This window comes from Methylovorus sp. MP688, from assembly GCF_000183115.1.
Taxonomy (GTDB): Bacteria; Pseudomonadota; Gammaproteobacteria; order Burkholderiales; family Methylophilaceae; genus Methylovorus; species Methylovorus glucosotrophus.
On record NC_014733.1, the window covers coordinates 1435619 to 1449425 of the forward strand.

Genomic DNA, 13807 nt, shown 5'->3' on the forward strand with positions numbered 1-13807 from the left:
CTGTATTAAGGCAGAGGCTTAATCCCTTTGCCATAAATAATAAAGGCACGCCTTGGCGTGCCTTTATTATTTGCTGTTGGGGTGTTAACCGCGAATATTCGACTGGGCGTCAAACTGGCTGAGCTCGACTCTGGGCAGTGGCTGCCAACCTGGTTTGCGATGTTCGGCCACCACATTGGTGAAAATGCCGCCACGCACATAAAACTTGGCGGTCAGACGCATGAATTTGGGGTCTGTAGCGGCGACCAGGTCGTCCAGAATGCGATTGGTCACGGCTTCATGGAAACAGCCCTCATCGCGGAAAGACCACATATACAACTTGAGACTCTTCAGCTCCACGCACTTCTGATCGGGGATGTAATCCAGATACAGCACAGCAAAATCGGGCTGGCCGGTTTTGGGGCACAGGCAGGTAAATTCAGGGATTTCCATATGGATATGAAAATCGCGGCCTGGCTGCGGGTTGTCAAAGGTTTCGAGTGCTTTCGTGGGTTGACTAGACATAAGGGCTACCGTATAAATTGAATGGATTGGATGTGGACTCGCCCGGGAGAGTTCGGTTCACATCGCACAATCGCTTATTATACAAGCTCGCCCTCACGATAAAACACATTATAAAGTGCGCCTCACTCACCTTAAACTTGCCGGATTCAAATCCTTCGTTGATCCCACCACCTTGCATATTCATGGTCAGCGGGTAGGGGTTGTGGGTCCCAATGGCTGTGGAAAATCCAATGTCATGGAGTCCATACGCTGGGTGCTTGGTGAATCCAGCGCCAAGGAAATGCGCGGCGACTCCATGGATGCCGTGATTTTCAACGGGTCGGCCAATCGCAAACCTATTTCGCGTGCCAGCGTAGAGTTGATTTTTGACAACAGTCTGGGCGGCGCGGGCGGCGAGTGGGCGCAATATGCCGAAATCTCCGTCAAACGCGTCATTGAGCGCGACAAGGGTTCCAGTTACTACATCAATAATAGTGCCGTCAGGCGCCGCGATGTCGCCGATCTTTTCCTGGGAACAGGCCTGGGCGGCCGGGCTTACGCCATTATTGGCCAGAACACCATCTCCCGTATTATTGAAGCCAAGCCTGAAGAGATGCGTGTGTTTCTGGAAGAGGCCGCCGGCATCTCCAAATACAAAGAGCGTCGCCGCGAGACCGAGCTGCGCTTGCGCGATACGCGCGAAAATCTCTTGCGGGTGGATGATATCCGCCAGGAAATGGTCAAGCAGATTACCCGCCTTGAATCACAAGCGGTCGTCACGCTGCAATACCACGAGCTGCAAAAAACCCTCAAGCTAAGCCAGGGGCAGCTGTGGTTGCTCAAGAAACGGGACGCGAGCAATGCCTGGGAGAAAACCCAGCGCCAGGTTGAAAAAATGGTCAACGACCTGGAGGCGCAAATGGCAGCATTGCGCCATAGCGAAAGCGAGGTCGAAACCTTGCGCCAGCGCTATCAGGAAACCAACATCATCACCCAGCAAGTGCAGACCTTGTATTACGAAAGCAATGCCGAGCTGGCGAGGCTGGAGCAGCAGGTCAAACACACGCAGGAGGCTCGCGACCGCTTGCAGCAACAGCTGCAGCAGATTGAGGCCCAGCGTACCCGGCTGGAAAGCCAGCAAGCCGCGTTCAAGGAACAGCTAGCTACCTTGCAGTCACAACAGCAAACGGCATCCACTGGTGAAACAGAAGCGAGCGCAGCCCTTGCGACGCAAAAAGCCGCCATGCCCGACATCGAGCGCGCATTTCAGGCGGCCTTGCACACGCACTCGGCGGCTCAACGCAGCCTCAACGATGCCGAGCAATCCATACGGCTTGAGACCTCCGGCATTGAGCATATGGAGCGCAGCCTCGCCGAGTTGAGCCAGCGCGAACGCAAGCTGGAAACGGATCGTCAGCAGTTAAGTGTGCCCGATGAAAACGTACTTTCCCAACTGCAGGCCGAGCATACTGCTCAGCAGGAGGCGATCACCACCCTGGAGCAGGGTATCGCGCATCTGCGCCAGCGCGAGCAGGAGCAACAGGATGCCCTGCGACTCGCCCGCGAGGCTTTATTGGCTAGCGAGCGACTTTTCGCGCAAACAGAAGCCCAGGTCAATTCGCTGAGCAAAATCCAGCAATCGCTGGGGCGGGAGAGCCAGCTTGAGTCCTGGCTCAAAAATAGCGGTATCGCATCGAGTGAACGTTTGTGGCAACAGCTCAAGATCGCCGATGGCTGGGAAGTCGCTGTGGAAGCGGCTCTGGGCGTCAGGCTGAATACCCTGATGCAGAATGGCGGCAAGTCGCAGGCATTCCCATCCCGGCCACCGGCCGCCGTTACGCTGGGGGCGATGTTGGCGGAGGCCTCTGTACCTACCAGTGCCTCAGCTGCACGTGCCTGGCCGCGCCTGCTGGACCGCATAGATCTCAAGCATGCCGGAGCCGCTGGCGTGCTGGCTGACTGGTTAAGCCAGATATACATCGTAGAAGACGACAGCCAGGCTGAGGGCATGCAGGCGGAGTTGCAATCGGGCGAAATGTTGATCAACCGCCATGGCGATATCTATACACGTTACAGCGTCAGCCTGCATGCGGCTAAATCCGAATTGAACGGCGTGCTGGAGCGCCAGCGTGAGCTGGATGCCCTGAACAGCGAGCTGCCACAGCAGGCAGCCAAGGTAAGCGAAGCCAAAGCCGCATTGCTGGCACATGAATCCACCTTGCAAACCCTGCGCCAAGATAACCAGCAACAGCAACAAGCCTTGCGGATACAAACCCAGCAGCATCACCAGCGACAACTGGAAATTCAGCGCTTGCAGCAGCAACGGCAGCACGCACTGGAGCGCGGCAAGCAACTGGCGCATGAGCTGGAAACGCTGCGTGAGCGCCGCAGTGAGGTGCAAGCTCAGTTGCAGGAAAAACAGAATGGCATAAAAACCTTGCAAGCCTCGGTGGCGCAGCTACAGGAAGAGCGCCAACGCACTCAGCAGCAACGCTTTACCGCAGAAAACGCGCTGGCGCAGGCACGGGCCAATCTGCAGAAAGCAGAACGCGAAGCGCAAGAGCAGGTGTTTAACAACAAGTTAATCACAAACAATATCAATGATTTAAATAACAGACTTCAATCCACTTCAGAAGAAATGGATGCCCTGGTGGTGCGCCAGCAAGAAACAGATGCCATGCTGGCTGCCGCCAAGATGGACACCCTGAAATCCAATCTTGAGCAGGCCGTCAATGCTAAACAGGCGCGTGAAGCCGAGCTGGCTGCAGCGCGGGATGCGATGACCGTCGCCGAGCAGGGTTTGCAGGTGCAGGAACAGCAGCGCATGCAGATTGAACAATCGATGCACCCCATGCGCGACAGGCTTGAGCAGGCACGCCTGGCAGAGCAGCAGGCCCGGTTGCAATTTGAGCAATGCCAGCAGGGGCTGGAGGCCACAGGGCTTGACGAAGCCGTGCTCGGCGGAAACCTGCCGGCACAGATCAAGGCCAGCGATCTTGAGCGCAAGCTGGGCACGCTGCATGAAGAGATTGAGGCATTAGGCCCCGTAAATCTTGCTGCCGTACAAGAGCTGGAAAGCGAAAAAGAACGCAAACAGTACCTGGATAGCCAGGCGACAGACCTGGACCAGGCGATACAGACGCTGGAAGATGCGATACGCCGCATTGATCGCGAAACCCGCAGCCGTTTGCAGCAGACCTTTGATGAAGCCAACCGTCACTTTGGCGAGCTGTTTGCCTCATTGTTTGGCGGCGGGCAGGCACGTCTTGAGCTGCTGGGCGATGAGATACTGGATACCGGCATGCAGGTGTTTGCGCAGCCACCGGGCAAGAAAAACAGCACCATTCACTTGTTATCTGGTGGTGAAAAGGCCCTGACAGCGCTGGCGCTGGTATTTGCTTTGTTCCGGCTTAATCCGGCGCCGTTCTGTTTGATGGACGAGGTGGATGCGCCGCTGGATGACAGCAATACCGAGCGTTTTTGCGCGATGGTAAAAAAAATGTCGGAACGCACGCAATTCCTGTTTGTAAGTCATAATAAAATAACAATGGAGATGGCCCAGCAAATGATAGGGGTCACTATGCAGGAGTCGGGGGTTTCTCGCGTGGTGGAAGTTGACATGCAAATGGCGCTGCAGATGCACGAGTCGGCCGCATAAATCAACGATTCCGCTTTATTTACAAGTAAACACCAATAGAGTGCATTAACACATGACCGATTTACAGCTAGCATTGATTGCCCTGGGCGCACTGATCATCATCGCAGTCGTGCTCTTCAACTGGTGGCAAGAGCGTAAGCTGCACAAAGAAACCGAAAGCCGTTTTGTCGAGCCTGAAACCGATGTGCTGATGGACGAAGACTTTCGCATCGACCCCCATACCGTGTTGCGCGGTGACAAACGCGAAGAACCCGAGGAAGAAGAATTCGTGGTTCGTGTGCGCATACAGGACGACGAGCCTGCACCGCAAGTGGCTCCTTCCTACGCTGCTGAGCTGAGCCTCAGCGTCGAAGAGCCAGAAGTCAAGGCAGCACCCGCTATCAGCGAACCTTCTGTTGATGAAGCTCCCGTCAGGATAGATAGCGCAGAAGATGTTGCTGAAGAAGAAGCACCCGCCGTATATGCATCTACCGTTGCAAGCGATTTGCCTCCCGACGAACAAGAACCTGTTGCCCCAGCCCAGTCAGAAGAGCCTGTCGTTAACCTCAGCTCGGCAACCGCCCCGTGGGATGAACCTGCCGCAGAACCCGAGCAAGCCGACGCCCCGGAATCCATTGCACTGCCTGCAGATGTGGATGCGCAAATCGACCTTAGCGCGATTCTTTACCTGCCACGCCCATACAGCGGCGCCGCTTTGCGCCAGCAGTTCCTGAATTTCTCCGAAATCGACAAGCCGGTGTATGCCTTTGGCCTTGATGCCTTCCGCGAGTGGCATTTGCTGACGCGCGAACAAGAGCAGGGCGAGTTTACCCGCTGCGTATGCAGCCTGCAGATGGCAGACCGCTCTGGCGCGGTCTCGCGCGAGATGCTGATCCGCTTTCAGAATGCCGCTGAAGATATTGCCCTTAATCTGGGCGCGCAGGTGGAATGGCAAGGCGCGCCTGATCCGCTGGTCTACGCCCAGGCGCTGGATGCGTTTTGTATCGAAGTCGATAAACTGGTCAGCCTGCATATTGTGCAAGGCAGCAATGGCCCGTTCACTGGCACCAAGTTCCGTGGCTTGGCCGAGGCCAGCGGTCTGGTGCTCGGCAACGATGGCGCTTTCCATTATCGCGATGAACAGGGCCACACCTCGTTTTCACTGATCAATCAGGATAGCAACCCCTTCAATGCCGACATGCTGCGCACGGTCGTGATCAAGGGCGTGGTATTCCAGCTGGATATCCCCCATGTGAAAAACTGCACCGAGGTATTCAACCAGATGGTGCTGGCCGCACGTCAGATGTCCCACAGCCTGAACGCCAACCTGGTGGATGACAACTACCGCCAGCTTACTGATACCCAGATAGACCGGATTCGCCAGCAACTGAAAATGCTGCACGCGCAGATGATTACCCGCGGCATCATGCCCGGTGGTCAGACGGCCGCCCGATTATTCTCCTGAGTTTGAATTTATTGCCCCCTGCCTATGACGAAGCCAGACCCCAGCCAGGGAGCATTGTTTGACAATGCACCAGCCACCGTGACCTCTGCCACGCCAGAGGTCCAGATCCGCCAGCTGCGCGAGCAGATCAATCTCTACAATTATCAGTACTATGTGCTGGATGACCCCAGCGTTCCGGACAGCGAATACGACAAGCTGTTTCGCGAGTTGCAGGCGTTGGAGCACGCTCACCCAGAGCTGCTCACGCCCGATTCCCCCACGCAACGCGTAGGCGCGTCGCCGCTCAAGGCGTTTGCCAGCGTGCAGCACCGGCAGGCCATGCTCTCGCTCAACAATGCGTTTGAAGAAAGCGAACTGACTGCCTTTGACAAGCGCATCCGTGATGCCTTGGGCATTGCGCAGGTGGAATATGCAGTAGAGCCCAAGTTTGACGGCCTGGCCATCACGCTGACCTATGAAAACGGCCTGTTCGTGCAAGGCGCCACTCGCGGCGATGGCTACACAGGCGAAGATGTCAGCTCCAACCTGCGCACCATACGCGCTATTCCCATGCGCCTGCCGGTAGAAAACCCACCGGCACTGATCGAAGTACGCGGCGAAGTGCTGATGCTGAAACGGGATTTCGACAAGCTGAACCGCCAGCAGGCCGAGCGCGGTGAAAAGCTGTTTGCCAACCCGCGCAATGCCGCCGCTGGCAGCCTGCGTCAGCTTGACCCTGCCATTACCGCGACGCGCCCCTTGATGTTTTTTGCCTATGGCCTGGGCATCGCCGAGGGCGTGCCGCAGCTCAGCACGCATGCTGCCGCCATGGATTATCTGGCATCACTACGCCTGCCGGTGAGTGATCAGCGCGATACGGTGCAAGGGCTGGCAGGATTGCTGGACTATTACGCCCGCATAGGCGCCGCCCGGCCCAATCTGCCGTTTGATATTGATGGCGTGGTTTACAAGGTCAACAGCATTGCCCAGCAAAACGAACTGGGCTTTGTGTCGCGCGCCCCGCGCTGGGCAGTGGCGCATAAATTCCCGGCACAAGAGGCGCTCACCGAAATACAGGCGATTGATGTGCAAGTGGGTCGCACTGGCGCCATTACACCCGTCGCACGGTTGAAACCGGTATTTGTCGGCGGCGTGACCGTCACCAATGCCACCTTGCATAATCAGGATGAAATCGATCGCAAGGATGTGCGCGTGGGCGATACCGTCAGCGTGCGCAGGGCAGGGGATGTGATTCCGGAAGTGGTCGCCGTGGTGCTGGAAAAACGCCCGGCCGATACCGTTGCCTATCGCCTGCTGGAAGCCATCAACCACCAATGCCCGGTGTGCGGCTCGCACGTCATCCGGCAAGAAGATGAAGCCGTGGCGCGCTGCACTGGCGGTCTCTTTTGCTCGGCCCAGCGCAAGCAGGCTGTGCTGCATTTTGCCTCGCGCCGCGCCATTGATATCGAAGGCCTGGGCGAAAAGCTGGTCGATCAACTGGTAGATGGGGCGCATATCCATACCCTGGCAGATATCTACCGCCTGGATCTCGCTACGCTGTCGTCCCTGGACCGCATGGCGGAAAAGTCCGCCCAGAACATTCTCGATGCCCTGCAAGCCAGCAAAGCCACTACGCTGGCGCGATTTATTTATGCCCTTGGCATACGCAATGTAGGCGAGGCCACGGCCAAGGATCTGGCGCGCTACTTTGGCAGCCTGCAAGCCTTGCTGGCGGCAGACATTGAACAGTTGCAACAAGTGCCGGATGTCGGCCCCATCGTCGCCGAATCCATACGCCAGTTCCTCTCCGAGCCACATAACCAGCAAGTCATCCAGGACCTGCAGGACGTCGGGCTGCACTGGACGGAATCCGACGGCGCAGGCACGCAGCAAGGCGTGCTCACCGGCAAAACCCTGGTGCTCACTGGCACGCTACCCACTATGTCGCGCGATCAGGCCAAGGCACTGATTGAAGCCGCAGGTGGCAAAGTCGCAGGCAGTGTTTCCAAGAAAACCGATTTTGTCGTCGCCGGTGAAGAAGCTGGCAGCAAGCTCACGAAGGCGCAGGAGCTGGGCGTTGCCGTGATTGATGAAAACGGCCTGCTGGCACTGCTGGAGGACAAGCAGGCCAGCCATGACGACTGATACGCCCATCGCCTTGCAGGCGCTCCTGCCAGAAGTCATCCGCATCGCAAAAGAAGCTGGCAAGGCGATCATGGAGGTGTATCAGGGCGAGTTTTCCGTTACCCGCAAGGCCGATGCTTCGCCCGTTACCGCTGCCGACCTGGCCGCACACGAGGTCATCGAAAAAGGCCTTAGTGCCTTGCCTTGGCAACTGCCCGTGCTATCAGAAGAATCAGTGCTGGCGCCTTACTTCGTCAGGCAGCAATGGCAACATTACTGGCTGGTAGACCCGCTGGATGGCACGCGCGAATTCATCAAGCGCAATGGCGAATTCACCGTCAATATTGCGCTGATCCATGAGGGCATTTCGATACTTGGCGTCGTCTACGCGCCCGTCACCGGTGATCTTTACTATGCAGCGCAGGGCGCAGGTGCATTTCACCAGGCAGACCAAAGCGAGCCACGACAGATTCATGCGCGTGCGCTGGCATTGCCTCAAATCACCATCGCTGGCAGTCGTTCGCACAGCCAGGTCCGTATGCAACATTTTATGGACCAGCTCAGCCGGAACTATTCGCCTCCGCAGGTAATCTCTATCGGCAGCTCCCTTAAAATCTGCCTGGTGGCAGAAGGGCGGGCGGATGTTTATCCCCGACTGGGCCTGACCTCGGAATGGGATACCGCGGCTGGCCAGTGTGTGCTGGAGCAAGCGGGCGGACATCTGGTGGATATGGCAGGCAACAGGCTGATCTATAACAGCAAGGAAAGCCTGCTGAATCCGGAATTTTTCGCATGTGGCGCCACGCCGCATGCCTGGCAACTTTATCTGGAATAACGATGCGTTTAAGAGTCTTTTTGTTTGCAGTGATGGTGGCCGCCAGTACGCTGGCCCAGGCCGGAGATGAAAATCTGGCGGAGAAAATTGCCGCCTGTAACCGCGCCATAGGCGAGGGCGATGCTTCCAAGGCCTTGGCCTTTGCCGAGCAGGTATTGAAGCAGGATAAATCCAACCGTCAGGCCTTGCTTTGCAAAGGCCGTGCACACGGCGGTACCGGCCAGTTTGATCAGGCCATCAATGCCCTGATGGCAGCGGAAAAGCTGTCGACCACCCCCATGGAACACATCATCGCGCTGACATTAATAGGCAATGTGCAAAAAAGCGCCCAGCGCTATCCCGAAGCACTGGCGGCTTACCAGCAGAGTCTGGCCCTCGCCAAAAGCGCCAACGATGCCAATTTTCAACGCATAGACCTCAACCTGATTGGCGATACTCTGGTCGCTTCTGGCGACCTCAAGGGCGGCCTGCAGCACTATCTGCAAGGCAGCGGCCTGGCGGCGAATGACAACGAACGTGCCGATGGCTTTGCGCGCATAGCCTCTACCTACAGCAGCCTGCAGCAACACGACCAGGCGGTGGAATACCAGCTCAAGGCCGTGCTGATGCAGGAGCGGGCAGGGGATATGGACCAGTTCTGTGATGCCAACCTTGAGCTTGGCCGCATTTACACCGCGGCACAGGACTACCCCAATGCCGAAAAATACATCCAGAAAGTGATCAAGATCGCCAAGGATCAGGGCGGCGCCTACTGGGAAGCCAAAGGCTATTACTACCTGGCACAGGCCAAGGCCGCCAGCAAGCATCCGGAAGAGGCCCGTCAGCTGCTGGCCGATGCCCAGCACATTACGCAAGACATTGGTGCCGAGCGCCTGGGGGATGAGATCGCCCGTAGCCAGCAAAGCTTGCCACGGCCGTAAATTTTCACGTGGGCCTGATGAAAATGTAAGGCCTTCGCTTTCTGTACGACTAAGGGGTAAGTCCGGCTGCCTGCGTGCAGGCATGCTGGTCGATATTCCGACCCACAGGCAGGTTTACGCAGGAGCATCATGATGCTGATAGGCAAACAATCCGATATCACCCCCTCCGAAATCACCCCGCAAAGCGTGTATCAGGACAGGCGGCAATTCATCAAGGCCGCCGGTTTTGGTCTGCTGGCAACGGCGGCCGCTGGTTATGGCCTGCTACCCAGGCAGGCCTGGGCCGCTGCCGAGCAGCGCAAAAAGATCACCGGTTTCACCAAAACCGCTTACGGGGCCGATGAAAAACTCACCCCGTATGACGACGTCACCACCTACAACAACTACTACGAATTCGGCACCAGCAAGAGTGATCCAGCAGAGCATTCCAAGCTGTTCAAGCCCACGCCATGGAGTGTTGCCATTGAAGGTGAAGTAAAAAATCCGCGCACAGTCAATCTGGAAGACATCCTGAAAATCGCTCCGCTGGAAGAGCGCATCTACCGCATGCGCTGTGTTGAGGGCTGGTCCATGGTCATCCCCTGGGTAGGTCTGCCTCTGGCGCAACTGATCAAATGGGCCGAGCCCACCGCCAATGCCAAGTTCGTGGAATTTGTCACGCTGGATGATTCACTCAGGATGCCCGGCGCCCGCGTGCCTATCCTCGATTGGCCTTATACCGAAGGCCTGCGCATGGACGAGGCCATGAATCCACTCACCATTCTCGCCGTAGGTCTCTATGGCGAGGTGCTACCCAATCAGAATGGCGCTCCGCTGCGATTGGTGGTGCCATGGAAATATGGCTTCAAAGGTGCCAAGGCCATCGTCAAAATCCGCTTTCGCGAAACCATGCCACAAACCACCTGGGTAAAAGCCGGGCCGCGCGAATATGGTTTTTATGCCAATGTGAACCCGACCGTGGACCATCCGCGCTGGACGCAAGCCTCAGAGCGTCGCATCGGCGGCAGTGTATTCTCGCCTCGCATCAAGACGCAGATGTTCAATGGCTACGCCGAACAGGTGGCCCACCTGTATAGCGGCATGGATTTGCGCAAGAACTTCTAGCCATGCTCCCTCCCAATCGAAAACAGCTGGGCCTGATCAAGGCCGGCCTGTTCCTGCTCGCGCTTATTCCGCTGGCCCGCCTGCTGTGGCTGGGCATGCAGGATGACCTTGGCGCCAACCCCATCGAATTCATCGAGCGGTCTACCGGTACCTGGGCCCTGGTCATCCTGCTGGTCACCTTGTCATTCACGCCATTACGGCTGCTGACGGGCACGGCGTGGCCGGTGCAATTGCGGCGCATGGCCGGGCTTTTCATGTTTTTTTATGCCTGTCTGCACATCACCACCTATGTCTGGCTGGATCACTGGTTTGATTGGCAGGAGATTGCCAAAGACATCATCAAGCACCCGTATGTGCTGGTGGGCTTTGCGGCATTCATGCTCAGCGTGCCGCTGGCGCTGACATCAAGCAATGCCATGATCAAGCGCCTGCGCCAGCGCTGGAAAACCTTGCATCGCCTGGTGTATCTGGTCGCCATCTTTGCCGTGCTGCATTTCTGGTGGCTGGTGAAAAAAGACATCACCGAGCCCATGCTGTATGCCCTGGTGCTGGCGGCGCTGCTGGCAATACGCCTGGTGTTCAGCCTACGCAAAAGAAAAGGGCAGATGGTGTAAGGATACGCGCGCCAGCTCGACTAAGCCTTGTAACACTCACTATTTACAAGGGGAATCCAATGTCGACTTCTTTACGCGTTTATCAATCCTTTCAACACATCAGCAACCGCATAGGCGATGCCTTGCCGCCGCTGGTGCTGCGCCTGATTCTGGCGTGGGAATTCGGCGAAGCCGGGTATGAAAAGCTCATGGGCAGCAACTGGTTTGCTGACGTGAGCTTTCCTTTTCCATTCAGCCTGTTACCGCCAGAAGCCAGCTGGCAGATCGCCACCTGGTTTGAGCTGGGTGGGGCCGCGCTACTGGTGCTGGGGCTGGCCACTCGCTTTATCAGTCTCTCCCTTATCATCCTGACCATCGTTGCCATTGCCGCCGTGCATTGGCCAGCCGAATGGCACAGCCTGCGTGAGTTGCTCACCGGCTACCGCATCATCGACGAAAACGGCGATGGCCTGGGCAATTACAAGCTGCCGCTGCTATACATCGTCATGTTCCTGCCGCTATTGTTCCGCGGGGCAGGCCCCCTCAGCCTGGATCACCTGCTACAGCGCCGCTTGTTTAAATAAGCCCATATTAATATTTTTATTTTCAATATTTACATATGGATAGGATTAAAACCTAAAGTAAAATAATATTATCAAGCCCTAAGTTTATTGCGAGATGGGACTAATTGCGCCAAAATGCAGCTCGGCTTTTTTGAGTCTACGCAGCACAACATCCATTCCACAGCTGCGGCCTTAGCGGTATTCAAGGTATCTCGCAATACATATTTAGGAGGATCCAATGCAAACTCAGATCGATATCTTTTTATCGTCTCTCAATCAGTTCTGGGGTCAGGTCGCGACATTTTTCCCCAAGTTGTTAGCCGTCATGGTGATCCTGTTTTTTGGCTGGGTACTCGCAAAAATCGCCTGTGTCGGCGTCAAGCGCGTCCTTGAGTTCACTCATTTCGATCAATTCGCTGACAAATCCGGCCTTGAAGCCTTCCTCAAGCACAGTGAATTCGACCTGACACTCAGCGGCGTCATCAGCCAGGTGGTTTACTGGCTGGTTATCCTGTTGTTCGTCATTACCGGCGCCAATGCTCTGGGCCTGAACGAAGTGGCCGTGATGCTGCACCAACTGGCGAACTACCTGCCCAAGATCATCATCGCCATTCTGGTATTGCTGTTTGGTACCTTGCTGGCCCGCTTTGTTAACCGCCTGGTATTCGCATGGCTGCACGGCATCAAGTTCAGCGGTGCGCTCGCTATCAGCACCTCGGCCGAATATGGCATCCAGATCCTGGCCATGTTTGTTGCCCTTGAGCAGCTGGATATCGGCACGCAATTGCTGACCTCGCTGTTCGTGATCGTATTCGGTGCCATTTTCCTGGCGCTGGCGATTGCCTTTGGCTTGGGTGGCAAAGAGTGGGCCGCTGGCATTATCGAAAACTTCCAGAAAAACAAAAACCAGAAGTAAGCCTGCTGGTTGTGATACTACTGAAAGCGCCTGCGGGCGCTTTTTTATTGTCCGCAAGCCGGGCAAAATGCAGGTATATTCAAGGCTTAACCAGAACATCCGATATGAATCCGCTCACGACCTTTTTATTGTTTGTGCTGACCGCGCTAGCCGAGATTGTGGGCTGCTACCTGCCATATTTGTACTTAAGCAAGGGCAAAAGCGCCTGGTTGCTGCTGCCTGCAGCGCTGTCACTCGCCCTGTTTGCCTGGCTGCTTTCCCTGCATCCGACGGCAGCAGGGCGGGTGTATGCGGCGTATGGCGGGGTGTATATTGCTGTCGCCATCGTCTGGCTGTGGCAAGTCGATGGCATACGGCCAACCGGCTGGGATCTGCTGGGCGCAGGCGTTGCCCTGTGCGGCATGGCCATCATCATGTTTGCCCCCAGAGCCGCCTGAGCGGGCAGGGGACTTTCATAACAGGAGGTGACGCATGGCAGATTGTTGTAATAACACATCGTGTGCCATCGAGGCGCTGAAGCAGCGCCAGAGCAAAACCCTGAAGATCGTGCTTGGCATCAATGCCACCATGTTCGTGGTGGTATTCGTCGCGGGCTTGCTGGCCCATTCCACCGCGTTGCTTTCCGATAGCCTCGATAACCTGGGCGATGCGCTGACCTATGCACTCAGCCTGTATGTAGTCTCGCGCAGCGCGCGCGAAAAGGCCGTGGTGGCTTTGTTCAAGGGCGGCCTCATTCTGCTGGCAGGCCTGTTTGTGCTGGGGCAGGTGATCTACCGGCTGTTTGTGCCGGCGTTGCCGCTGTTTGACGCCATGGGCGGCATAGGTGTGCTGTCGCTGCTGGCGAATAGCCTTTGCCTGTTCCTGCTCTGGAAGCACCGCAGTGATGACATCAACATGTCGTCGGTCTGGGCCTGCTCCCGCAATGACATTGCCACCAATCTCGCTGTGATCGTGGCTGCGGGTGCCGTGTGGCTGTTTAACTCTGCCTGGCCAGATCTGGTGGTCGGCCTGGCGCTCTCCGTGCTCCTGATCAGCTCATCTGCCAGGGTGCTGGCAGCGGCATGGCATGCGCTGAGAAGCGCTGCATGAGGCGTTTCATAAAGATCGTCTGACAAGCGCAAGCGGAACTGTAAGGCGCCTGGCTTTTCATACAGGCATGGCTTCTGCCATAAGGCATGTTTTTCATGA

At 56.6% G+C, this 13807-nt stretch carries 12 protein-coding genes; 11 read left to right on the plus strand and 1 reads right to left on the minus strand.

The annotated features are described in order from the left end of the window. Nucleotides 1–84: 84 nt before the first annotated feature. Nucleotides 85–504 (minus strand): preQ(1) synthase, encoded by a 420-nt coding sequence (queF, locus tag MPQ_RS06845; protein ID WP_013442178.1) that lies wholly within the window; start codon nucleotides 502–504, stop codon nucleotides 85–87. Between the two features lie 115 nt (nucleotides 505–619). Here queF and smc point away from each other — a divergent pair, with 115 nt between their 5' ends. The 11 genes from smc (at nucleotide 620) to MPQ_RS06900 (ending at nucleotide 13708) form a co-directional block, all read left to right on the plus strand. Beyond that, nucleotides 620–4141 carry a chromosome segregation protein SMC gene (smc, locus tag MPQ_RS06850; protein WP_013442179.1) on the plus strand — a complete coding sequence of 1174 codons (3522 nt, stop codon included), beginning with the start codon at nucleotides 620–622 and terminating at the stop codon, nucleotides 4139–4141. 52 nt (nucleotides 4142–4193) lie between these two features. After that, nucleotides 4194–5585: a cell division protein ZipA C-terminal FtsZ-binding domain-containing protein gene (locus MPQ_RS06855; protein ID WP_013442180.1), complete on the plus strand. Its 1392-nt coding sequence runs from the start codon at nucleotides 4194–4196 to the stop codon at nucleotides 5583–5585. A 24-nt stretch (nucleotides 5586–5609) separates the two neighbouring features. Next, complete coding sequence (gene ligA / locus MPQ_RS06860; protein ID WP_049821883.1) at nucleotides 5610–7709, plus strand: NAD-dependent DNA ligase LigA; 2100 nt, start codon at nucleotides 5610–5612, stop codon at nucleotides 7707–7709. Then, entirely contained in the window at nucleotides 7699–8523 is an 825-nt protein-coding gene (gene cysQ / locus MPQ_RS06865) for a 3'(2'),5'-bisphosphate nucleotidase CysQ (RefSeq protein WP_013442182.1), read from the plus strand. Before ligA ends, cysQ begins: the two co-directional genes overlap by 11 nt. Before the next feature lie 2 nt (nucleotides 8524–8525). Beyond that, a complete protein-coding gene (locus tag MPQ_RS06870; protein WP_013442183.1) occupies nucleotides 8526–9443 on the plus strand; it encodes a lipopolysaccharide assembly protein LapB in 918 nt (305 codons plus the stop codon). A gap of 132 nt (nucleotides 9444–9575) precedes the next feature. Then, entirely contained in the window at nucleotides 9576–10547 is a 972-nt protein-coding gene (gene msrP / locus MPQ_RS06875) for a protein-methionine-sulfoxide reductase catalytic subunit MsrP (RefSeq protein WP_202944356.1), read from the plus strand. A gap of 2 nt (nucleotides 10548–10549) precedes the next feature. Continuing rightward, the gene (locus MPQ_RS06880) at nucleotides 10550–11161 is read left to right on the plus strand and encodes a sulfite oxidase heme-binding subunit YedZ (protein WP_013442185.1); all 612 of its coding nucleotides are present in this window, start codon (nucleotides 10550–10552) and stop codon (nucleotides 11159–11161) included. A 59-nt stretch (nucleotides 11162–11220) separates the two neighbouring features. After that, complete coding sequence (locus MPQ_RS06885; RefSeq protein ID WP_013442186.1) at nucleotides 11221–11724, plus strand: DoxX family protein; 504 nt, start codon at nucleotides 11221–11223, stop codon at nucleotides 11722–11724. 217 nt (nucleotides 11725–11941) lie between these two features. Next, nucleotides 11942–12619: a hypothetical protein gene (locus MPQ_RS06890; RefSeq protein WP_013442187.1), complete on the plus strand. Its 678-nt coding sequence runs from the start codon at nucleotides 11942–11944 to the stop codon at nucleotides 12617–12619. Between the two features lie 104 nt (nucleotides 12620–12723). Continuing rightward, a complete protein-coding gene (locus MPQ_RS06895; RefSeq protein ID WP_013442188.1) occupies nucleotides 12724–13056 on the plus strand; it encodes a YnfA family protein in 333 nt (110 codons plus the stop codon). 34 nt (nucleotides 13057–13090) lie between these two features. Further along, on the plus strand, nucleotides 13091–13708 hold the full coding sequence (locus MPQ_RS06900; protein ID WP_013442189.1) for a cation transporter: 618 nt from the start codon (nucleotides 13091–13093) through the stop codon (nucleotides 13706–13708). Nucleotides 13709–13807: the final 99 nt, after the last annotated feature.

Excerpts from the sequence above, each read along its gene's own strand:
- queF (WP_013442178.1), bottom strand. The coding sequence starts at position 504 with ATGTCTAGTCAACCCACGAAAGCACTCGAAACCTTTGACAACCCGCAG.
- MPQ_RS06855 (WP_013442180.1), top strand. The coding sequence starts at position 4,194 with ATGACCGATTTACAGCTAGCATTGATTGCCCTGGGCGCACTGATCATC.
- ligA (WP_049821883.1), top strand. The coding sequence starts at position 5,610 with ATGACGAAGCCAGACCCCAGCCAGGGAGCATTGTTTGACAATGCACCA.
- cysQ (WP_013442182.1), top strand. The coding sequence starts at position 7,699 with ATGACGACTGATACGCCCATCGCCTTGCAGGCGCTCCTGCCAGAAGTC.
- MPQ_RS06870 (WP_013442183.1), top strand. The coding sequence starts at position 8,526 with ATGCGTTTAAGAGTCTTTTTGTTTGCAGTGATGGTGGCCGCCAGTACG.
- msrP (WP_202944356.1), top strand. The coding sequence starts at position 9,576 with ATGCTGATAGGCAAACAATCCGATATCACCCCCTCCGAAATCACCCCG.
- MPQ_RS06880 (WP_013442185.1), top strand. The coding sequence starts at position 10,550 with ATGCTCCCTCCCAATCGAAAACAGCTGGGCCTGATCAAGGCCGGCCTG.
- MPQ_RS06885 (WP_013442186.1), top strand. The coding sequence starts at position 11,221 with ATGTCGACTTCTTTACGCGTTTATCAATCCTTTCAACACATCAGCAAC.
- MPQ_RS06890 (WP_013442187.1), top strand. The coding sequence starts at position 11,942 with ATGCAAACTCAGATCGATATCTTTTTATCGTCTCTCAATCAGTTCTGG.
- MPQ_RS06895 (WP_013442188.1), top strand. The coding sequence starts at position 12,724 with ATGAATCCGCTCACGACCTTTTTATTGTTTGTGCTGACCGCGCTAGCC.
- MPQ_RS06900 (WP_013442189.1), top strand. The coding sequence starts at position 13,091 with ATGGCAGATTGTTGTAATAACACATCGTGTGCCATCGAGGCGCTGAAG.